Genomic DNA, 21,525 nt, shown 5'->3' on the forward strand with positions numbered 1-21,525 from the left:
TTCGCGGTCGCTGCCGCCGAGCTCGCCGTCGCCTCCCGCCGAGTTCGCGCAGGGGAGCCCCTTCAGGGGCGGTCCGCCGTCGTCACGCCGATCACCAGGAGCACCACATTGAGCACGACGGCGGGCGTCACCAAGAGTTCCGGAGCGTTGAAGAGCATGCCCAAAGCCAAAGGGACCAGGGCGAAGAGGCACAGCACGTAGCCTCGGATCCTGGTTCCCAGCATGGCCGGTCCGCTCCGTCCAAGCTGCATCAGGTACACCAGCTTGGTCAGGTCTTCCTGCTGGCGGAAGGCTCGTCGCAGCATCCCCGCGCCCAAACCGCCGCCCGCCGCCGCGCCCAGGACGAGGAGCTCCACCCGGAAGCCGCCCGCCAGCACGAAGAATCCGGCAGCCGCCGTCGTCCACAACCCCATCAGGATGACTGGCAGCGCGACGTGGACCCAGCGCGAGGTTGTCCTGGAAATGGGGAGGAGGGCGTCGAGGCTGGGGGCCATCCGCAACTGCCAAAGCGGCCCGGCCGCCGCCGTCGATGAGAAGATCGCCGCGGCAAGCAGCACGGGAAGCAGGATGACGGGTGAATCGAACGTCCGGACCAGCCCAGCAAAGGGAACGACGGCGAGACCCAGGCCCCAGCGCCACAGCCGGCCAGGCTGCCGGGCGAGTACCGTTGCCTCCGCGTGGAAGAGCGCGCCCGCTGCCGTGCGCGGCGTTCCCGGGAGCTTCACCCTGCTCCGTTTGGCGCCGCTGGAAAGCGATGCACTGAGCTCCCCCGTGTCCATTAGTGTGAGCGCAGCCTGGACATGTCCCCTCGCGGACCCCGCCTTGAGCAGCGATGTCGTGCGGACGCTGGAGAGCTTGTTTCGCATGCCGAGTGCCGCGGCGACCAAGGCGACTGCAGGGGCGACGGCGAAGATCCAGTTGCCCTGCAACGTCCCGAACAGCATTGCGCCGAGTGCCGCCGAAGCGGCAGCCAACAGCCACGAGGTTGCCCGGCCTTGCGGCCGCGCCGGCCTCTGGATCCTGGCCGGCCCGGCCAAGCGCGTCTGGGCGAACGCGGCCAACGCGAGAATAGCCGCACCGGTCAGCGCCCCTGCCAAGACGCGCCCGGCAAACACCATCGCGGTCGAGCCGCTGATGACTGCTACCGGAATGGTGGTGAGGGCTCCGACGACGGCGGCAGCCGAGACTGCGCGGCGCAATCCTCGGGCTAGAAGCGGCTCGCGGTCGATAGCCAGTGAGTACCACCAGTGCCGCTGATTCGCCGTGATGGCGAGTGGCCCGAGCCTGCCCGCCACCCAATAGGCCGCGAGGCCCAAGAGCCCGAATCCGGCCACTAGGCCGTACTCAACTTGGACCACACCGTAACTGGCCGAAATCAGGTGGCCGCCGAAGCCGTGTTCGGCGGCGGCGGTGAGCCCGTTGAGGAGGCCAATCGCGTAGATCAGGCCGACGCCGAACGTCAGGAACTGGATGTACAGTTCGTTGAGCCTGGAAAGCAAGGACTGGCCGCGCGGGCGGATGACCTTTCGCGTGGCACTCTCGGGGTCGAAGTCCACGAACTCCGGCTGCGCTACGGCAGCAGTGGACATGCTCACCGGCGAATCCTCGCCACAGCCTCGTCCGTACTAACCACGCGCGCACCGCCGTCGTCGACTATTACCGCTCTGGTACACGCGGTCTGGGCGACGTCCGCATCGTGAGTGACCATGACGACTGCGGCACTCTTCTTGGCAGTTCTGGCGATCCGCTGGGCGAGCAAGCCGCGCATGCGGGTATCGAGCCGCTGCTCCGGCTCGTCCAGGACCAGAAGTTCGAAGGGGCGGATGAATGCCGAGGCCAAGAGGAGCTTGCGGCGCTGTCCTGAGGAGAGCTGATCGGGAAACGCATCCGCCACAGTTTGGAGCTCGAAGAAGCCGATCTCTCCCTCCACGGCAGCATCGGGGTTGCCGAGGCCATGCCCCCGGGCCACCAAGGAAAGATGCTCGCGGACGGTGAGTGAATCAAAGTAGGCATCTTCATCCAGCAGCACCGAGACCTTGCTGCGAAAGAGGGCCGAGCGGTCGTCCGGCATCAAGCCAAGAACGTGGGCATCGCCCTCAATGGCGGCCTGGGCGCCGATCATCGTGCGCAGCAGGGTAGATTTGCCGGCACCGTTTTCGCCCACCATCCCGAGGACTTGCCCGGGGAAAACCTCGACGTCGAGCGGCCCGCACACTGCATGCTCGCCATAGCCTGCAACAAGATTCTCGGCCGTCAGGACGGCGTTTCCCAGCTTCATCCTCTGAAACTACCGGACTTCCCTGCGGTTCCCCTGAGCCAAGGACGACGCTCGCTCACATAAATGCCCTCCCGGCCAGACGCTCGCTCACATAAATGCCCTCCCGGGCAGACGCTCGCTCACATAAATGCCCTCCCGGCCGGACGCTCGCTCACATGTATTGCGTCCCGCGACCCGGATTTCGTGCTCAGGCCCAATAGCTGGGCTCTCGCTTCTTGATCCAGCCAATGACCAACGACGTCACGGGAACGAGGATGTATTGGACGCCGACCTTGTATACGAAGCCAACCAGCACATAGTTGACGAAGCTTCCGAAGTCCGTGATGCCAATGACCGAGGCCGCGATGCTGCAGAAGATGAGCGTGTCCACGAATTCGCCCACCCCGGACGAACCCATGAGCCGGGCCCAGAGGGTTCTCTCACCCGAACGGGCTTTCATCTTGACCAGGATCAGGGAGTTGATGGTCTGGCCGGCCAGGAACGCGAGAAGGGAAGCAAGGACGATCTGGGGAACCGGCCCCAGTGCGCCTTCGATGGCAGCCTGCTTGGCGTTGCCGTAATCGTCATTGAAACCGGGCAGCGCGATGATGATCCAGTAGCAGAGCGATGCGAATGCTGACAGTGCGAACGAGGTGATGATCGCTTTGCGGGCAACTTTGAATCCATAAATCTCGCTCATCACATCGCCGAGAATGTACGCAAGCGGGAAGAGGAAGAATCCGCCGTCGGTGATGATCGGACCGAAGACGACGCCTTTGGCAGCGCCGATGTTGGACAGGATCAGCACGACGGCCATGCACGCCAGCATGATGCCGAAGTACGGGGAGCCTATCGAGGCGAAACGCGGCGCGGGTTTACTCAGGGTCTGGGATTCTGATGCTGACGTCATCGCTTGTCCGTTCGTAGTGGTTCGCGCAAGCGGCCGGAGTTAGCACGGCGCCCCGCTGTATTAGCACTGGTGGTGGACCCGCCTGCAAGACCGCGGAGCCTCCACCATTCTCGCATCGAGGAATCACGAATGGTCAGGCAAACTCGCCACCGTCCATGACACTCGTCACCCCCAGGGAGCGAGCGTCCGGCCAAAACCCGACATACGTGAGCGAGGGTCCCGCCAAGACCGAATATAAGTGAGCGAGCGTCCCCGGGCCCTGGCAGCGGTGCCCGGAGCCGCGGACAGGATCAGTTACGGTATTCCCACCATCACGCTCGACGGCCACTACGTGGTGTATTTCGCGGCGTGGAAGCACCACATCTCCGTCTATCCAGTGCCCGACGGCGACGAGGCCTTCGAGAGCGAAATCTCCCCTTTCCGGGCGGCCAAGGGGACGTTGAAGTTCCCCTTGGGAAAGCCGATTCCGCACGAGCTCATCGAAAAGGCAGCAACGCTGCTGGCTGAACGCGCGCGGCAGCGGGGCGGCTACTGACAATCGAGCTGTGCGGGGGTACGGTACAGCCATGCGCCGCGATGAGCTTGAGCACGCCATTCGGGCCGCTACGGATATCATCCACGGCGACCGGGTGATCGTGATCGGCAGCCAGTCAATTCTGGGATCCTTCACGGAGGACCAGCTGCCTGCGGCAATCACCATGTCGGATGCGGTCGACATCGCTCCGTTTTCCGATGACGACGCCGGCACGCTGGCGGACAGCATTGATTCCGCGCTGGGTGAGTGGTCGCCTTTCCACAAGGAGTTCGGCTTCTACGTCCAGGCGGCCGAAAGGGAGACTGCGGTGCTCCCGGAGGACTGGGAGTACCGACTCGTCGGTGTGCGCAATGAGCGGACCCGGAACAGCACAGGGCTTTGCCTGGACCCATACGATCTCTGCGCAGCGAAGCTCATTGCCGCGCGACCCAAGGACCACGCGTTCGTTCTGGCACTCATCGAGTCATCCCTCATCGACCGTGTCCGGCTCGTGGACAGAATCAGGCTGATAGACCCTTCTGAGCCGCGACGGGATGCGGCTTTGTCTTGGGCCATGTCCGTCTGACCCGGCCGGCCCCGGCTGGCCCAAGCCCGTCCGAAACCGAAGGAGCAAAGTAATGACCAAGGTGGTGGCGTTCATGTCGATGTCCCTCGACGGCTACGTGGCGGATCTCGAGGATGGCGTCGACGAAGTCTTCGACTGGTACTTCGCGGGCGACGTCGACGTCCCGACCTTCAACCCGGGGTTCACGTTCCATGTTTCCGAGGCGAGCGCCGAACACCTTCGGGCTTTGATGGGCGAGGTAGGCTCGATGCTCACCGGGCGACGCACCTCCGACCGCGCCGACGCTTGGGGCGGCCAACACCCGTTCGGCGTGCCCGCGTATGTGGTGACGCATCAGATGCCGGAGGGCTGGCCCCGTTCCGACTCTGCAGTGCATTTCGTTACCGACGGGCTGGAAAGCGCCGTCGCGCAGGCAAAGGCCGCGGCCGGCGACAAGATCGTAGGCATGCACGGGCCGGACACCATTCGGCAGTGCCTCGATGCCGGCCTGCTCGACGAAATCCGCATCGACCTGGTTCCGCTGCTGCTCGGATCCGGTATCCGGATGTTCGATCGCGTTGAGAACGCGCCGGTCACTTTGGGCAACCCGACCGTCGTCGAGGGTGTCGGCGTCACGCACTTGAGCTACCCGGTCCTTAAGGAGTAGCCCCCAAACGCCTCGCACGAAACTACCCCGAGTGCGCCTCCAGGAACGCGTACACCTCGGTCTCGTCGACGCCGGGGAACGCGCCCGGCGGCATGGCGGCCAGGAGGTGCGAGTGGGCCCGGGCGGACGGCCAGGCATTGCCTGCCCAGGATGAAGCCAACGACGCCGGCGGGCGCTTGCAGCAGTTCGGGTCCGGACACGTCGAGGTAGCCCGCGCCGTCGTCTCCCTCCCGCGGAACCACTTCACGTGCTGGTACGGCACGCCGATGCTGAGCGAGAACTCGCCGGCCGCGGAACGCTCTGTGCGTGCCGTGCACCAGTAAGTGCCGGAGACGGTGTCGGTGTATTGGCTGTAGGCGCTGAACTTGTCCGGAACGTCGAACACGGCACGCGAAGTCCAGGCTTTGCACGCCGGCTGGCCCTCGATGGCGCCGGTATGGTCCTGGGGAAAGGCGACGCCGTCGTTCTCGTAGGCCTTGTAGATGATGCCGCTCTGGTGGGTCTTCTGGAAGTGAGTGGTGATGCCCAGGTGCTTTGTGGCCAGGTTGGTGAAGCGGTGTGCCGCGGTTTCGTAGGAGACGGCGAAGGCGTCGCGGATGTCTTCGACTGCGATCTCCTTGGCAGCTTTCGCCTTCTGCAGGAACTCCAGGGTGGCGTGTTCGGGCAGCAGCAGCGCCGCGGCGAAGTAGTTGGTCGCGACCCGCTGTGCCAGGAAGTCGCCGTAGTTCTTGGGCGTCTCGTGGCCCAGGACGTAGTGGCCCAGGGCCTGCAGGAGGACCGAGCGGGGATCGTGGTCCTGCCGCTGGCTCTGCGTTAGATAAATTCGGTGATTCTTTAGATCGGTCACTGAACGGGTGGAATGGGGCAAGTCGCCCACGTGGTGCAGCGTGAATCCGAGGTGGTCAGCGATGTCCGCAATGACGTGCTGGCTCAAGGGCCCGGTCGTGTAGCCAACGCCCTTGAGGACCTTCTGCGCCTCGGCCTCGTACTCCGGAAAATAGTTGCCGCGCTCGCGCATCATGGCACGCAGTTCGCCGTTCGCGCGGCGAGCCTCTTCCGGCGTCGCGACCTGCTCATTGAGCTTGCGTTCAAGCTCCTGCAGGAGGCCCACTTGCGACTCGAGAACATCGAGCGGAAGCCGCGAGCTGACGCGGATTTTCGGCAGGTTCAGCGACTCATAGAGAGGCCCGCGCTGGTACCGCTCCAACTCGATTTCCAGGGCGGCCCGTCTGCTGGGCGGTTCCGCTCCGAGCAGCTGTTCGATGCCGACATTCAGTGCGGCGGCGAGCTGCTTCAGCAGGCCCAGTTTGGGCTCGCGCTTGCCGTTCTCAATAAGGCTCAGCTGACTGGGGGCGGTCCCGACGGCGGCGCTCACGTCGTCGAGGGTCAGCCCGGCCTGCTTGCGCAGATACCGCACGCGGCGGCCGAGGCTGATGACGTCCAGTTCCGCGTCAGAGGCGGACGACGACGGCGGCGGTACTTCGCGGTTCCAGCTCACAGGTGACATTTCTTGAGGATACGCGAAGAAGTGCATTTCTTTCCATGCTTTTTATCTAGCAAGCCTCTTGGAAGTACTGAAAAGTAAGAACTACGGAAACCCCGGCCGACCGGAACTGCAAAGGCGCAGCGATGATCGGCCGGGGCTACATACACAGCAACACGCCAAAGTAGCGTCAAAGGAGACAGAACAATGACCGCAGCATTTGAACCAGAGCAGCCCACCTCCGCTCAGCAGGCCGCCGCACTGGAGCTCGAATGGGCTGCCAACCCGCGTTGGGAAGGCGTCACCCGCGATTACTCGGCCACCGACGTCGTCCGCCTCCGCGGCCGCGTCTCCGAGGAACACACCCTGGCCAGGCGCGGCTCCGAGAAGCTGTGGAAGCAGCTCAGCGAAGAGGCCAAGACCGGCGGTTACACCAACGCCCTCGGTGCGCTGACCGGCAACCAGGCCGTGCAGCAGGTCAAAGCCGGGCTGCGGGCCATCTACCTTTCCGGCTGGCAGGTCGCGGCCGACGCCAACAACTCCGGCCACACCTACCCGGACCAGTCGCTGTACCCGGCGAACTCGGTCCCCACCGTGGTCCGGCGCATCAACAATGCCCTGCTCCGCGCCGACCAGATCGAATTCTCCGAAGGCATCCAGACCGTCGAGGACTGGCTGGTCCCGATCGTCGCCGATGCCGAAGCCGGTTTCGGCGGCCCGCTGAACGCCTACGAACTCATGAAATCCATGATCCAGGCCGGCGCAGCGGGCGTGCACTGGGAAGACCAGCTCGCGTCCGAAAAGAAGTGCGGCCACCTCGGCGGCAAGGTGCTCATCCCCACCCAGCAGCACGTCCGGACCCTGAACGCCGCCCGCCTCGCGGCCGACGTCGCGGGCACCCCTTCGGTGATCATCGCCCGCACCGACGCCGAAGCAGCCACCCTGATCACTTCCGACGTCGACGAGCGCGACCAGGAATTCATCCTCCGCGAAGGGGGACAGCCGGTCCGTACCGCGGAGGGCTTCTACAAGGTCCGCAACGGCATCGAACCCTGCATCGCCCGCGCCAAGGCCTACGCCCCGTACTCCGACCTCATCTGGATGGAAACGGGCACCCCGGACCTTGAGCTCGCCCGCAAGTTCGCCGAGTCCGTCAAGTCCGAGTTCCCGGACCAGATGCTCTCCTACAACTGCTCGCCGTCGTTCAACTGGCGCAAGCACCTGGACGACGCCACCATCGCGAAGTTCCAGCGCGAACTCGGCGCCATGGGCTTCACGTTCCAGTTCATCACCCTGGCCGGCTTCCACGCCCTGAACTACTCGATGTTCGACCTCGCCCACGGCTACGCCCGTGAAGGCATGAGCGCCTACGTCGAACTCCAGGAAAAGGAATTCGCCTCCGAGTCCCGCGGCTACACCGCAACCAAGCACCAGCGCGAAGTCGGCACCGGCTACTTCGACGACATCGCAACTGCGCTCAACCCGAACGCATCAACCCTGGCCCTGGTGGGATCCACCGAAGAAGGCCAGTTCCACTAACCTCCCGACGGCGGGCCGCTCCCCCAGCGGTGCGGCCGACAAAGGCAATCCTCCGCGTGCTATTCCCCATCCCGGTCCTGTGGCCTCGCAAAGCTCGGCCGAGGACGGGGACAGGGCCCCTTTTACGCACGCTTCCGGATCACCTTCGCCGACCTTGCGGCGCTTGGCGACTGGCGCACGAGGCCGAAGAGTCCGGTATTGCGGCAGCCTGCGTAAAAGGGGCCCCGTTTCCGGGTCCGTCCTCGCTCAGCGAGGTCGGACCCGGAAACGGGGAATAGCAGGCAGAGCAATGCCGGTCCGAAGGCCGGACCCAGCCACGCACCGTATCGAACCCCCAGCTAAACAGCCCGCCGTCGAACATTTGCTTCTCTGAGGAGAGATTGAAATGAACAGTTTCACCGACAATTACACGATCAACGGCATCACGCTGACCGCACAGCCCATCCACCGGCAGAACGAGGTTCTTACCCCGGATGCCCTCGAGTTCGTGGCAACCCTGCACCGCGCGACGGCGGAGCGCCGCCAGGAGCTGATGCAGGCGCGGCACGCCCGCCGCGGCCAGATTTCCGCCGGACAGGATCCGCGGTTCCTCCCGGAGACGGCGGACATCCGGAATGACCCGAACTGGCGGGTCGCTCCCCCGGCCCCTGGCTTGGAAGACCGCCGCGTGGAGATCACCGGACCCGTTGACCGAAAGATGACCATCAACGCGCTCAACTCCGGCGCCAAGGTCTGGCTGGCCGACATGGAAGACTCCTCCACCCCCACGTGGCGCAACGTCATCCAGGGCCAGCTGAACCTCACAGACGCCCTGGAACGGCGCATCGACTTCACCTCCCCCGAGGGCAAGGAATACAAGCTCCGTGCCGCCGAAGAACTGCCCACCATCGTGGTGCGGCCCCGCGGCTGGCACCTGCCGGAGAAGCACATGCTCATCGACGGGAAGCCCGTTGCCGGTGGAGTGGTCGACTTCGGCCTGTTCTTCTTCCACAACGCACGCCGCCTGCTCGCACAGGGCAAGGGCCCGTACTTCTACCTCCCCAAGATCGAGAACCACCTCGAAGCCCGCCTCTGGAACGACATCTTCATCCAGGCCCAGGACCTGCTCGGCATCCCGCAGGGCACCATCCGCGCCACCGTGCTGATCGAGACCATCACCGCGGCGTTCGAAATGGAGGAAATCCTCTATGAGCTGCGCGATCACGCCTCGGGCCTGAACGCCGGCCGCTGGGACTACATCTTCTCCGTCATCAAGAACTTCCGCACCCGCGGCCCCCGATTCGTGCTCCCGGACCGCGCCCAGGTCTCCATGACCCAGCCGTTCATGCGCTCCTACACCGAGCAACTGGTCCGGGCCTGCCACCGCCGCGGCGCCATGGCCATCGGCGGCATGGCCGCTGCCGTCCCCAACCGCAAGGACGAGGCCGCCAACACGGCAGCTTTCGAGAAGGTCCGCGCGGACAAGACCCGCGAGGCCGGCGACGGTTTCGACGGCTCCTGGGTGGCCCACCCGGACCTGGTTCCGGTGTGCCGGGAAGTGTTCGACGGCGTCCTCGGCGAGCGTCCGAACCAACTGGACCGCTCACGCGAAGACGTCACCCCCGACGACCGTGCCCTGATCGACGTCGCCTCCACCACCGGCACGATCACCGAGACCGGCATCCGGAACAACATCGAAGTGGGCATCCGCTACATCGAGTCCTGGCTGCGCGGCAACGGCGCCGTGGCCATCCACAACCTCATGGAAGACGCAGCAACGGCGGAGATCTCCCGTTCACAGCTGTGGCAGTGGATCTACTCCCACGCCATCACCGACACCGGCGAAGTCATCACCCGCGAGTGGATCAACGACCTCCTTGACGAAGAGTTCGCACGCCTGGAACGCTTCGACGACGACCGCTTCAACGATGCCCGCAGCATCTTCGAAGAAGTCACCCTGGCCGAGGAGTTCCCCACCTTCCTGACCATCCCGGCCTACGCCCGCTACCTCACCGAAGCCCGCGAGGAAGCGACCAAGGAAGAACTCGTAGCGGCCTAGGACAGTAGACAAAAGCCCCCGCCGCTGGGCTGCCTGCACTCTTCGCAACAAGTGACCCCGATGGCCGGGGAGGCAGCCCAGCGACGGAACCCCTTCATCAACGCTCGCGCGAACTGGCAGCAGATGACCCCAAAACGCTTGGGAACGGTCATCTGCTGCCAGTTCGCGCGGTGTTAAGGGACGACGACGTTCGCGCGGGGCTAGCGTTGCCGGGCCACCCAGCGCACCGAGAGGGTGGTGCAGACGCAGAACGCGGCGACCGAGCCAAGGATCACCAAGAGCGGCACGGTCCAGCTGCCGGAGATGCTGTGCACGTAGCCGATGATGGTGGGAGCCAAGGCCGCGAAGCAGTAACCCACCCCTTGCACGACGGCGGACATCTTCCCTGCCGAGGCTTGGTCGCGGGCGAACTTGATGATGGCGATGAAGATGACCGTGATGCCCCCACCCTGCGCTACTCCACCGAGGGACGACCACACCCACCACCAGCCCGGGGCCAACAACAAACCCAGGGGCACCGTGAGCCACAAGGCACCCAAGGTGGCCGCCACCGCCGTCGTGCTGGCGAAACGGGCGAGCAGCGGCACGCCGAGCCCGCCCACAATCGCGAAAATCTGGAAGAGCGACGATCCCGCGCCGGCTTGCGCTGTGCCCATGCCAAGCTCATCGGCCAGGAAGCTTGGGAGCCACGCCGTCACGCCGTAGTACGAAAACGCCTGGCCGGCGAAGCCGAGCGTCAGGCCAACGGTCAGCCAGCCAACACCGGAAGCCTTGCCGCCCCGCGAGCCCGAGGCGGCCGGCACCGCAGCGGGAACGAAAGCTTGCCGGGCGCCGACGGTGGGGATCCAGAACAGGATGGCCGCCAAGGCCAGGAGGGCACTCGCGGCGAGGGCAAGCCGCCAGCCCACAAGTTCTGCGAGCGGGGCTGTGGCCACCGAGGTCAGGAAGGACCCGATGTTCAGCGCCGCCGTGTACACGCCCATCGCGGTTGCCTGGCGTCGTGGGGCGAAGTCCCGGCGGATGATGAGCGGCACTGCGATGTTGCCGATGGTGATGGCGAGGCCGATGAGGACGGTGCCCACCATGACCGGGACACCGCCGCCGCTGGAGCGGATGACGACGCCGGCCAGGACACCCACCAGCGTAAGCATCACCGCGAATTCGGCGCCGAACCTGCGTCCGGCCGTTGAGGCCAGCGGCGCGGCAAGCGAGAAGCAAAGCACAGGAATGCCCGTCAGCAGCCCGAGTTCCACGGGCGAGAATCCAAGATCCCGTTTCAGGGAATCGACCACCGGCGCCACCGCGACGAACGGTCCTCGCATGTTGAGGGCAATGAGGCCGATGCACGCGAGGATCAGCCAGCCTCGCGGGACCTTGGCGAGGAATTGGCCGGTCATGGGGCGCAGTGAATGGCAGGGAAAGTAGGCATCACCTTCATTGCTATCACGCCTCCACGGCGCGAACTGGCAGGCGATGACCCCAAAATCCGCGGCAAGGGTCATTTGCTGCCAGTTCGCGCGGGGGTTAAAAGCCCATCAGCCCCTCAGCCCGTTGCTTGGAGCGTGGCTTCAATCACGGCCGGGGACAAAACGTGTTGGGTGACCATCTGGCTCGCACCGAGGATCGCGGCCTGGTCGCCCGCCATCGAGATGCCGATGCGCAAATGCGAGGTGGCCAAGGGAAGGGAGCGCCGGTAGACAACTTCGCGGATGCCGGCCACGAGGTGCTCGCCGGCCTCACCCACGCTGCCGCCGATGACGATCATGGAGGGGTTGAGCAGGTTGACCACGGTTGCCAGGACATCGCCGACGTCGCGCCCGGCCTGCCGGAGTGCCTGGATGGCCTGCAGGTTCCCCTCGGCTACGAGCCGCAGCACGTCGCCCCCGTTGCTGGCCACGAGTCCTTGGGCTTGTAGTTGGCGGGCGATGGCGGGCCCGGAGGCGAGGGCTTCAAGACAGCCGTAGTTCCCGCATCGGCAGAGGACCTCGTCGCCGCGGGGAACCCGGACGTGGCCGAGGTCCCCGGCAGTGCCGTTGGCGCCGCGCTGCAGCTCACCACTGCTGATGATGCCGGCGCCGATGCCCGTGGCGATTTTGATGAAGAGCAAATTGTCGTGGTCCGGCCAATACGCTGTGCGTTCGCCCAGGGCCATGATGTTGACGTCGTTGTCCACCAGGACCGGAACCGGCATCGAGCGCTGCATGTAACGGACCACGTCGAATCCGTCCCAGCCGGGCATGATCGGCGGTTTGATCGGCCTGCCGGTGTCGTGTTCCACCGGGCCGGGCAGTCCGATGCCGATCCCGGCAAGGTCTTCAGGGTTGCGGTCGGCTTCGGCGAGAAGCTCCCGCCCTGCCGCCACCACCCTGCCGAGCACCACGTCGGGACCGTCTGCGACTTCCTGCGCGAGGCGCCGCTCGGCCAGGACTTTTCCACCGAGATCGGTGACCGCGACGATCACGTGCGTCGCTCCGACGTCGACCGCCAAGACAACCCGGGCCGCAGGGTTGAAGGCAAAGCGCGACGGCGGCCTGCCGCCACTGGAACTCGCCTCACCGGCCGGGCCCACGAGTCCCGAATTCATGAGTGCGTCGATGCGCGAAGCGACCGTGGAGCGGGCCAGTCCGGTGGTGAGGGCGAGTTCGGCCCGGGTCCGTGCCTGGCCGTCGCGAAGAAGCTGAAACAGGTCTCCTGCACGCGAGAGGCTTCCGGCGTCCTGTACAGGGCCGTCCTTGCCGGGCTCTTTTCCGGGTGCTGAGGTCATGCATCAGTGATAGCACGATTGCTTATGGGTGTCACGCGGCAAAAGATTGTCGATCTATTTTCAACTTTTGCTTGCTCATCGACAAAAGTCGTCGTAGGTTGTGTGTGAGAAGGGTCACGCAGCCCACGAAGCCGCGCTGAAACTCCCGAGACTCCGTTTACGAAGAGGTAACTGATCTTGTCCAGCCAGTCACAGGCAACAACCAGACCCCTCGGCGTCGGCATCCTTGGCGCCGGCCCGGTCACCCAAGCAATCCACCTTCCTTCCCTCGCCCGGCTCCGGAATATCCTGGAAGTCCGCCACATCATGGACGTCGACGCTTCTGTCGCCGAATCGGTCGCAGCCCGCGTCGGCGCCAACTACAGCACCAGCATGGAAGCGCTCCTGGGCGATCCCGACGTCGACATCGTGACCATCTGCAGCCCCCACCAGTTTCACGCGGACCAGGTCATCGCCGCATGCCGTGCAGGAAAGAAAGCCGTCCTCTGCGAAAAGCCCTTCGCCATGAGCGGCGAGGAAGCGGCCCGGATTTCGGCGGTCAGCGAGGAAACCGGCGTGCCGATCATCGTGGGCGCCATGCACACATTCGATCCAGGTTGGCTCGCAGCCGAAGCCAATTGGGGCGATCTCCCCGAGAACGCCCACACCATCCGTTCCTCCATCGTCCTTCCGCCCAACGCCCGCTTCGAAGACTTCGCCACCGAAATCATCACCCGGCCCGCAGGCGGCACCCCTGACTACAGCGACGTCGAGGTCATCAAGAACGCCCTCCGCGGCGGCATCATGGGGCTCGCCATCCACGACCTTCCCCTCGTCCGCCGCTTTACCCCGGATTTCGAAGACCTGGAAGTGCTGCAGGCACGCCACGTACGCCCCTTCGGCTACGTGATCTCCCTTCGTGCAGGTGGCCGCATTATCGAGCTCAGGGCAGCGATGAACAAGACGTGGAAGCCGGAATGGGCCTTCGAGGCGATCTCGGACGACGCAGCCCTTCGCATGGACTTCACCCCTTCCTACGTGCAGGCGGGTTCCGCCGTCGCAACCATCACCCGCGGCACCACAAGCACAACGTACGGACCGTTCGAGCACAACGGCTATGAGGGCGAATGGCGCGAACTCGCCCAGCTGGCCCTCGGAACCAAGCAACCGCCGTCCACCGAAAGCCTCATCAATGACCTCACCTTCGCGATAGCCATTGCCGACGCCACAGTGGACATCGCCGCGGCCGAGCACGCAAACAGCCATGCAGGAGTCCGCTCATGAGCCCCCAGTACACGGTCAGTGCCACCGCGCAGGCAGAAGAGAGCGGCGCCGTGGCACTCGCGGTCGCTTCGCTTCCGGCGAGCTTCGGCCCGATGGCAGCCGGGGAGGCCGCACGGGTATCCGCGATCGACGGCGCTCCTGGCTGGACCACTGAGGCAGTCAAGGCGATCGACACCGGCGCGTCGGGCATCGTCGTCGTCAACCCGGTTCCGGAAAACACCGCCGCCCTGATCAACGCCGCCGGGGCAGCCGGCGTCGCGGTTGTCCTGGACCAGCGCTGGGCATCCAATCCCGGTCTCGCCGGAGCAGAAGACGCCGTCCGCTCGGTAGCCGGCCGCGCCGCCATGCTGGACACTGTCGCGACGGCCGCGGCAGGCACGGATCCGGAACGGCTGCTGACCGAGCATCTCGCCGCCGTCGTACGCGTCACCGGTCAGCTGGACGCGCTTCGCGTCCTCCGCCGCGGCACGCACGGCTACACGGTTTCCGGGCGCCTCGCCAACGGCGCTCCGGTTTCGCTCCACGGCGTACTGAGCAACTCCCGGCCCGCCGGCGTCGACTTCCGCCTCTACACCGACGACGGCGGTGTCAGCATCGCGGTCCCGGAACCGCTTGCTGCCTGGCCGGCGGAAGTCCGGGCCACCGGGCCCCAAGGAGAATTCCTCCTGCCCACGCTTTACGAATCCGCCCACCGCACCACCTGGCGCCGCCTCAAGGAACACCTCGACGCCGGTACTCTCACCTCCGATCTGGCTCGCTTTGCGCGGCTGACGGAATCCATAGCGCACCTGACCTGAACCCACACTTCTCCTCAACTACGCAACCAGCACCATCGAGCAAACAGCACCAAAAGCAATCATTAGCCTTCTCGACGACGAGCCGGACCGCACCGAACGCGAAGACCACGCAGCGGTCCCGAAAGGAATCATCATGAATGTTCAGTCCGAAGCCAGCCGCAATTTCTCCCGCAGGGGTTTCCTCGGCCTCACGGCGGCGGCAGCGGCTGTCCCCCTGCTCGCAGCCTGCGGAGGCGGTTCCAGCTCGAGCTCCGCTGGCGGCGCCATCAAGTTCTGGGACATGCCGTGGGCCACCCCGGCCTATAACGATGCCGCGAAGAAGATCAGCGAGTCCTACGTCCCGACTGGCAGCAACAGCAAGGCCGGTTACCAGATCATTCAGTGGAACAACTTCTACCAGACCTTCTCCTCGGCCATTGCGTCCAAGACCGGTCCCGCCGTGTCCACCGGTGGCGGTTTCCAGGCCTTCCAGTTCGACCAGCAGGGTCAGATCGCGTACGCGGACAAGGTCATCGACGCGCTCAAGAAGAACGGCCAGTTCGACGACTTCCTGCCCGGCGTGCTGGACCCGTTCAAGTCCGACAAGGGCTACGTCGCCGTTCCGTGGCAGCTGGACATGCGCGTCTTCTGGTACCGCAAGTCCCTCTTCGACCAAGCCGGCGTCGCGCTGCCCACCGACTGGGCCTCGCTGCTTGACGCAGGCAAGGCACTGAAGAAGATCGGCGCCTTCGGCTTCGCCACCGGGTCCGGTGCCGGCAACAACATCGGCAACCACTCGATGATCATGATGATGGTCAACAACGGCGGTGGCGTCTTCACCAAGGACGGCCAACTGGACGTCATGAACGACCGCAACGTCGAAGCCACGGAGTACCTTCTGGAACTGGTCTCCAACGGCATCATCGACCCTGCTGCAGTCAGCTACACCACGGACAACCTCAACGCGCAGTGGAAGGACAAGAAAGCCGCCTTCGGCCCGTACGTCCTGGGCGTGCCGGCTCGCGTCGGCGACACCTCCGGCGACATCATGGTGGCCAGCCCGATTGCAGGCCCGCACGGCGACAAGCACGGACTCGTTTTCCCGAACAACATCATGATGTACAAGAACACCCCGTCCCAGGAATCCTCCGAGGCCTTCCTGACCTACTACATGGGACAGCTCAAGGAGCTGTGGCGCCAGAAGCTCATGAACGCCCTGCCGGTATTCAAATCCATCACGGAGATGCCCGAATTCACGAGCGACGCCAACAACGTCAAGATCGTCAAGGAATGGCAGCCCATCGCCAAGACCTTCGCGGCGCAGGGAACCTCGCTCAACGCCAACCTCGCTGTCCTCGACGGCGGCCAGGCACTCAACCAGTTCACTCAGACCATCCTGACCGGCAAGACCGACGCCAAGACGGCGCTCACGGCCTTCAAGACCGGCCTCGAGTCCGTCATGAAGAAGTAAAGCCGTCGCCATGTCAACCACCACAACACAGTCCGGCCTCGCCCGGGCGCGTCGGGGGCTCGCTCCCGGCGGGTCCGGCGGCGGGTCCCTGAACCGCAAGAGCAAACTTTCGGGACAGACCAAGCGGACGTTCTTCTGGCTCTTGCTGCCCTCGGTCATCCTGCTGGTCCTGATCCACGGGTACCCGCTGGTCTATGCCGGCGTCCAGGCCACCCACGACGGCTCCCTGATCGACACGGGCAACTTCGTCGGAGTCGACAACTTCGGCCATGTCCTGACTTCCCCGGCTTTCTGGAAGGCCGCCCAGTTCACCCTGTGGTTCACGATCGTCGGCGTCTTCGGCTCCTGGCTGGTTGGCCTTGGCCTGGCCCTGCTGCTGCGCACCAAAATCCCGGCGGGCGGGACCTTCAAGGTCCTGCTCCTGCTGCCCTGGGTGGTTCCGATCGTGGTCTCCTCCACCGCCTGGAACTGGCTCGTCGCTACCCCGGACAGCCTGGTCCCCTCCATCTTCCGGAACCTTGGACTGGGCACGCCCCTGTTCCTGGCGGACCCCCACTTGGCCGCGGTCATGGTCATGGTGTTCAAGGTCTGGGTCAGCTTCCCTTTCATGATGATGATGATTTCGGCAGCACTGGCCTCGGTAGACACCACCGTCTATGAAGCCGCCAGCATGGACGGCGCCAGCAAATGGCAGCAGTTCACCCAGATCACCCTGCCGCTGATCGCCCGCTCCACCTACATCAGCTGGATCCTGATGACGATCTTCTGCGTCAACGACTTCCCCACGATCTACCTCCTTACCGGCGGCGGCCCCGTTGACGCCACTACCTCCCTCGTGGTCCTGGCCTACCGCACGGTCTTCCAGGACTTCCAGACCGGTCCCGGCGTTGCCATCGCCTTCCTCATGACCCTCACCCTCGTCGTCGTGTCGGTCTTCCTGTACCGCCAGATCCGAAAGTCGAGCGTCGAATAATGAGCGCAGTACTCCACGCCCACCCCGAATCCGGCCCCGCGCTCGGTGTCGCGGGACCCGAGAAATCCCGCCGCGTCCTCTCCGAAGCAGGCATGCGCGGACGCTGGTGGCGGTTTGTCCTGATCCTGGCCATCACTGCCATCGTCCTGGTCCCCATCATGGTCACCGTGGTCCTGGCCCTGACCCCGGGCCCCAACAGCACCGCCACCGGTCTCACCTTTGAGAACCTCAGCAACGTCTTCTCCGAGACCTTGGCGGCCACCTGGCTCAAGAACAGCCTCATCACCACCGTCAGCACCGTGATCGTCGCCGTCGCCGTGGCCGCACCTGCCGGCTATGTCCTCTCCCGCGGCCGATCCAGGGCCGTTTCCGGCTACTCCCTGCTGCTGTTCGTCATGCAGTCCCTGCCGATCATCACGTCCGTGGTGCCGCTGTTCATCCTGTTCGCAAACCTGGGGCTCGTGGACAACCTCATGGGCCTGATCATCATCTACGTCGGCTCGACCATGACAGTCGCCACCTGGATGATGGCGGCCTACTTCGACTCCATCCCGGTCAGCCTCGAGGAAGCATCCTGGATCGACGGCTGCTCGGTCTTCGGATCGTTCACGAAGGTGGTGCTGCGCAACTCCCTGCCCGGCATCCTGTCCACGGCCATCTTCGCTTTCCTCCTGGCCTGGAACGACTACCTCGTAGCGATCGTGTTCCTGCGCTCGAACGAAATTTTCACCCTCCCCATGGGCGTCCAGTCGTTCTTCCAACAAAACCAGACCGACTGGTCCGGCGTCATGGCCCTCGCGGTCATCATGATGCTCCCGCCGATCATCGTCTTCGCCACCCTGAACAAGTACTTCAGCGTCGGCGGCATCGGCGGATCCCTCGCCGGCCGCTAACAGCCGGTAATCGAACTTTTCACGCAACTGACAACGCAAAGGAAAACCATGTCTTACTCCATCCAGCTGTACACCCTGCGCAATGCCATGCAGGAAGACCTGCCAGGCACCATCAAGAAGGTTGCCGAGATCGGTTACACGCAGGTTGAACCCTACAATTTCGTGGCCACGGCGAAGGAGCTCGGCGCCGCGCTGAAGGAGAACGGGCTGAGCGCCCCGTCCGGGCACGCGCCGTTGCTGAGCCAGGACCAGGATGAGATCTTCGCAGCCGCCAAGGAGCTGGGCATCAGTACGGTCATCGACCCGTACCTGCCTGCCGAGCACTGGCAGAAGGCCGAGGACATCCAGGCCACCGCGGCCAAGCTCAACGCCGCGGCGAAGAAAGGTGCCGAATACGGCATCCGCGTCGGCTACCACAACCACGCCTGGGAACTCGAGTCCACCATCGAAGGCCAGACCGCCCTGGAGTACTTCGAAGGCCTCCTCGACCCGGAACTGGTCCTGGAAGTGGACACCTACTGGGCATCCGTCGGCGGCCAGAACCCCGTGGAACTACTCGCCCGCCTCGGTGACCGCGTGAAGTTCATCCACATCAAGGACGGCCCCGGCACCACGGACACGAAGGCCCAGTTGCCGGCGGGCCAGGGCACCATTCCGGTGCTCGACGTCGTTGCTGCCGTAAAGTCCCTGGAAGTGGGCGTCGTGGAGTTCGACGACTACGCCGGAGACATCTTCGAAGGCATCGCCGAAAGCCTCGCCTTCCTTCAGGACAACGCAGCACAGGAAGTGAACGCATGAGCGCCGCAACGCACCAGTCCACCCCGTCCACCCGCAAGGGACCGGTGGGCGTCGCCGTCATCGGTGCCGGCAACATCAGCAAGGCTTACCTGGACAACCTGACGGTCTTCCCTGACCTGAAAGTCCACGTCATCGCCGACCTGTTCGAGGAGGCCGCGGAAGCGCGGGCCAAGGAATACGGCATCCCGGAGTGGGGTGGCGTTGACGCGGCACTTAACCATCCCGACGTCGAGATCATCGTCAACCTGACCATCCCGGCCGCGCACGTCGAGGTGGCCACGGCTGCCGTGAATGCCGGCAAGCACGTCTGGACCGAGAAGCCGTTCTCCCTGGACCGCGAATCCGGGCTGGCGCTGTTGAAGACGGCCGACGCCGCCGGCATCCGCCTGGGCTGCGCACCGGACACCTTCCTGGGCGCGGGGCTGCAGACGGCCCGGCGGATCATTGAACGCGGTGACATCGGCACCCCGCTGACCGCCCTGACCATGTTCCAGACGCCCGGCCCGGAGTCCTGGCACCCGAACCCGTCCTTCCTCTTCGCCCACGGCGCGGGTCCGCTCTTCGACATGGGCCCCTACTACATCACCGCCCTGGTCCAGACCTTCGGTTCGGTCCGCAAGGTCGCCGCCGTCGGCTCCAAAGCCAAGGACGTCCGCGTGGTCGGTTCCGGGCCCAAGGCCGGGGAGGAATTCCCCGTCGAGGTCCCCACCCATGTCTCCGCGATGCTGCAGTTCGAGGGCGGGGCCTCCTCGCACAGCGTCTTCAGCTTCGAATCCCCCCGCCTGCGGATGGGCTTCGTGGAGATCACCGGCACCGAGGGCACCCTGGAGCTGCCGGATCCGAACTACTTCGACGGCGACCTCAAGCTCTGGCGCGCCGGAGCCGAGGAAGCAGAAACCATCCCCGCCACGGGACCGGCCAACGGCCGTGGCATGGGCGTGCTGGACATGGCCCGGTCCCTGCGCGCCGGTGTTCCGCACCGCGCCCAGGGAGCCCTCGCCTACCACGTGGTCGATACCTTGGTTTCCATTTCCGAGTCCGCCGAAACCGGCACCTTTGTAGGCGTCGACAGCTCCGCCGTGACCTCCCAGGCCCTCCCCGAGGACTGGGACCCGATGGCCGCCACCCTCTAGGAATCACTCATGACCAGCTCCGCCCCAACCCCCACCACCCCCCAGAACGGCGCACCGGGCAAGAAAACCCTGGGTGTTGCCGCGATCGGTTACGCGTTCATGGGCAAGGCCCATTCGAACGCGTGGCGGAACGTGGGCAGCTTCTTCGACGTTCCGGCCTTCGAGCAGAAAGTGCTCGTGGGCCGGGATGCGGAACAGGTCGCCGAGGCCGCGGCCAGGTACGGGTGGAGCGAGTCCGCCACGGACTGGCGTTCGGTCCTGGAACGCGACGACGTCCATATCGTGGATATCTGCGCTCCGGGCTGGATGCACGCCGAAATCGCCATCGCCGCGCTGGAAGCGGGCAAACACGTCCTCGTCGAGAAGCCCCTCGCGAACACCCTGGCCGAGGCCGAAGCCATGACGGAAGCCGCGCGCGCCGCCCGCGCGCGCGGCGTCCAGTCCATGATCGGCTTCAACTACCGCCGCGTCCCGGCCCTCGCCTTGGCGAAGGAACTGATCGCCGAGGGCCGCCTGGGCACGGTCAGGCACGTCCGCGCCGCCTACCTGCAGGACTGGCTCGTGGACCCGGACTCCCCCATGACCTGGCGGCTGAACAAGGAAAGCGCCGGATCCGGGGCACTCGGCGACATCGCCTCCCACGCCATCGACCAGGTCCTCTTCCTGCTCGGGGACACAGTCACCGAGGTCTCCGGCCGGCTGCACACCTTCGTGGACAGCCGCCCCGGCGCGGACGGTCCGGAACAAGTAACGGTCGACGACGCCGCCTGGGCCACGCTGACCCTCGCCTCCGGGGCGGTCGCCTCCGTGGAAGTCTCCCGCATGGCCACGGGCAAGAAGAACTCGCTCACGATGGAAATCTACGGCGACAAGGGCTCGCTCCTGTTCGACCTGGAATCCATCAACGAACTGGGTTTCATGGACGCCACGGTGCCCGTCCGGGAGCAGGGCTTCCGCCGGATCCTGGTCAACGAACCCGAACACCCCTACATGGACGCCTGGTGGCCCCAGGGCCACGTCATCGGCTGGGAACACACCTTCACCCACGAAATCCGTGACTTCCTGACCGCCATCGACGCCGGGACCCCGCCGTCGCCGTCGTTCGAGGACGGGCTCGCCGTCCAGCAGGTCCTGGCCGCCATCGAAGAATCCGCCGATGCCAAGTCCGCCATCATCCAGGTCTCCGGCCACTGACAGCCCTGGCCTGAACCACGCCCCGAAACTTTTCCCAAGGAGAACCCATGCCCCGCCCGTACACCTTGTTCACCGGCCAGTGGGCCGACCTGCCCTTCGAGGAAGTCGCGCGCCTGGCCTCCGGCTGGGGCTACGACGGCCTGGAAATCGCCGTCTCGGGCGACCACCTGGACGCCTGGCGCTGGGACGAACCCGGCTACGTCGAATCCAAGCTCGCCGTCCTGGACAAATACAACCTCAAGGTCTGGGCCATCTCCAATCACCTCAAGGGCCAGGCCGTGTGCGAT

General features: G+C 65.1%; 19 protein-coding genes and 1 pseudogene. 14 read left to right on the forward strand and 6 right to left on the reverse strand.

What is annotated here, in order from left to right; all coding sequences use genetic code 11:
* Nucleotides 1–62: 62 nt before the first annotated feature.
* The 3 genes from ABEA18_RS18570 to ABEA18_RS18580 all read right to left on the reverse strand — a co-directional run bounded on the left by ABEA18_RS18570 (nt 63) and on the right by ABEA18_RS18580 (nt 3,167).
* Entirely contained in the window at nt 63–1,589 is a 1,527-nt protein-coding gene (locus ABEA18_RS18570) for a DUF6297 family protein (RefSeq protein WP_345451628.1), read from the reverse strand.
* Between the two features lie 2 nt (nt 1,590–1,591).
* A complete protein-coding gene (locus tag ABEA18_RS18575) occupies nt 1,592–2,278 on the reverse strand; it encodes an ABC transporter ATP-binding protein (protein WP_345451574.1) in 687 nt (228 codons plus the stop codon).
* 187 nt (nt 2,279–2,465) lie between these two features.
* Nucleotides 2,466–3,167 (reverse strand): queuosine precursor transporter, encoded by a 702-nt coding sequence (locus tag ABEA18_RS18580; protein ID WP_078106703.1) that lies wholly within the window; start codon nt 3,165–3,167, stop codon nt 2,466–2,468.
* A 238-nt stretch (nt 3,168–3,405) separates the two neighbouring features.
* Here ABEA18_RS18580 and ABEA18_RS18585 point away from each other — a divergent pair, with 238 nt between their 5' ends.
* The 3 genes from ABEA18_RS18585 to ABEA18_RS18595 are packed head-to-tail and all read left to right on the forward strand — an operon-like array spanning nt 3,406 to nt 4,913.
* Complete coding sequence (locus ABEA18_RS18585) at nt 3,406–3,702, forward strand: iron chaperone (RefSeq protein ID WP_345451577.1); 297 nt, start codon at nt 3,406–3,408, stop codon at nt 3,700–3,702.
* 31 nt (nt 3,703–3,733) lie between these two features.
* A complete protein-coding gene (locus ABEA18_RS18590) occupies nt 3,734–4,267 on the forward strand; it encodes a DUF6036 family nucleotidyltransferase (RefSeq protein WP_345451579.1) in 534 nt (177 codons plus the stop codon).
* A 52-nt stretch (nt 4,268–4,319) separates the two neighbouring features.
* Complete coding sequence (locus ABEA18_RS18595) at nt 4,320–4,913, forward strand: dihydrofolate reductase family protein (protein WP_345451581.1); 594 nt, start codon at nt 4,320–4,322, stop codon at nt 4,911–4,913.
* A 22-nt stretch (nt 4,914–4,935) separates the two neighbouring features.
* Here ABEA18_RS18595 and ABEA18_RS18600 read toward each other — a convergent pair whose 3' ends face one another.
* Complete coding sequence (locus tag ABEA18_RS18600; protein ID WP_345451583.1) at nt 4,936–6,447, reverse strand: helix-turn-helix domain-containing protein; 1,512 nt, start codon at nt 6,445–6,447, stop codon at nt 4,936–4,938.
* A gap of 156 nt (nt 6,448–6,603) precedes the next feature.
* On the opposite strand from ABEA18_RS18600, the gene aceA reads away from it, so the two are divergent.
* Nucleotides 6,604–7,935 (forward strand): isocitrate lyase, encoded by a 1,332-nt coding sequence (gene aceA / locus ABEA18_RS18605; RefSeq protein ID WP_345451585.1) that lies wholly within the window; start codon nt 6,604–6,606, stop codon nt 7,933–7,935.
* A gap of 385 nt (nt 7,936–8,320) precedes the next feature.
* Complete coding sequence (aceB, locus tag ABEA18_RS18610; RefSeq protein ID WP_345451587.1) at nt 8,321–9,973, forward strand: malate synthase A; 1,653 nt, start codon at nt 8,321–8,323, stop codon at nt 9,971–9,973.
* A 200-nt stretch (nt 9,974–10,173) separates the two neighbouring features.
* On the opposite strand, the gene ABEA18_RS18615 is transcribed toward aceB, so the two are convergent.
* Complete coding sequence (locus tag ABEA18_RS18615; RefSeq protein WP_345451588.1) at nt 10,174–11,370, reverse strand: MFS transporter; 1,197 nt, start codon at nt 11,368–11,370, stop codon at nt 10,174–10,176.
* A gap of 146 nt (nt 11,371–11,516) precedes the next feature.
* Nucleotides 11,517–12,737 carry an ROK family transcriptional regulator gene (locus ABEA18_RS18620; RefSeq protein ID WP_345451589.1) on the reverse strand — a complete coding sequence of 407 codons (1,221 nt, stop codon included), beginning with the start codon at nt 12,735–12,737 and terminating at the stop codon, nt 11,517–11,519.
* A gap of 177 nt (nt 12,738–12,914) precedes the next feature.
* Here ABEA18_RS18620 and ABEA18_RS18625 point away from each other — a divergent pair, with 177 nt between their 5' ends.
* The 9 genes and pseudogenes from ABEA18_RS18625 to ABEA18_RS18665 all read left to right on the forward strand — a co-directional run.
* Nucleotides 12,915–14,000, forward strand: a complete 1,086-nt coding sequence (locus tag ABEA18_RS18625) for a Gfo/Idh/MocA family protein (protein WP_345451591.1) — start codon at nt 12,915–12,917, stop codon at nt 13,998–14,000.
* Nucleotides 13,997–14,797, forward strand: a complete 801-nt coding sequence (locus ABEA18_RS18630; RefSeq protein ID WP_345451593.1) for a hypothetical protein — start codon at nt 13,997–13,999, stop codon at nt 14,795–14,797. Before ABEA18_RS18625 ends, ABEA18_RS18630 begins: the two co-directional genes overlap by 4 nt.
* 133 nt (nt 14,798–14,930) lie before the next feature.
* Complete coding sequence (locus ABEA18_RS18635) at nt 14,931–16,247, forward strand: ABC transporter substrate-binding protein (RefSeq protein WP_345451595.1); 1,317 nt, start codon at nt 14,931–14,933, stop codon at nt 16,245–16,247.
* Between the two features lie 10 nt (nt 16,248–16,257).
* Nucleotides 16,258–17,220, forward strand: coding sequence for a carbohydrate ABC transporter permease (locus ABEA18_RS18640; protein WP_345451597.1), 963 nt, complete (start codon nt 16,258–16,260; stop codon nt 17,218–17,220).
* Nucleotides 17,220–18,113, forward strand: a complete 894-nt coding sequence (locus tag ABEA18_RS18645; RefSeq protein ID WP_345451599.1) for a carbohydrate ABC transporter permease — start codon at nt 17,220–17,222, stop codon at nt 18,111–18,113. The genes ABEA18_RS18640 and ABEA18_RS18645 overlap by 1 nt, the downstream gene beginning before the upstream one ends.
* A 48-nt stretch (nt 18,114–18,161) precedes the next feature.
* Nucleotides 18,162–18,911, forward strand: a complete 750-nt coding sequence (locus tag ABEA18_RS18650; RefSeq protein ID WP_345451601.1) for a sugar phosphate isomerase/epimerase family protein — start codon at nt 18,162–18,164, stop codon at nt 18,909–18,911.
* Nucleotides 18,908–20,044, forward strand: a complete 1,137-nt coding sequence (locus tag ABEA18_RS18655; RefSeq protein WP_345451603.1) for a Gfo/Idh/MocA family protein — start codon at nt 18,908–18,910, stop codon at nt 20,042–20,044. Before ABEA18_RS18650 ends, ABEA18_RS18655 begins: the two co-directional genes overlap by 4 nt.
* 9 nt (nt 20,045–20,053) lie before the next feature.
* Nucleotides 20,054–21,238 carry a Gfo/Idh/MocA family protein gene (locus tag ABEA18_RS18660; protein ID WP_345451605.1) on the forward strand — a complete coding sequence of 395 codons (1,185 nt, stop codon included), beginning with the start codon at nt 20,054–20,056 and terminating at the stop codon, nt 21,236–21,238.
* Nucleotides 21,239–21,285: 47 nt separating this feature from the next.
* Nucleotides 21,286–21,525 (forward strand): annotated as a pseudogene (locus tag ABEA18_RS18665) (sugar phosphate isomerase/epimerase); the annotation flags it as partial.

Source organism: Arthrobacter gyeryongensis, assembly GCF_039543785.1.
GTDB classification, from domain to species: Bacteria; Actinomycetota; Actinomycetes; order Actinomycetales; family Micrococcaceae; genus Arthrobacter; species Arthrobacter gyeryongensis.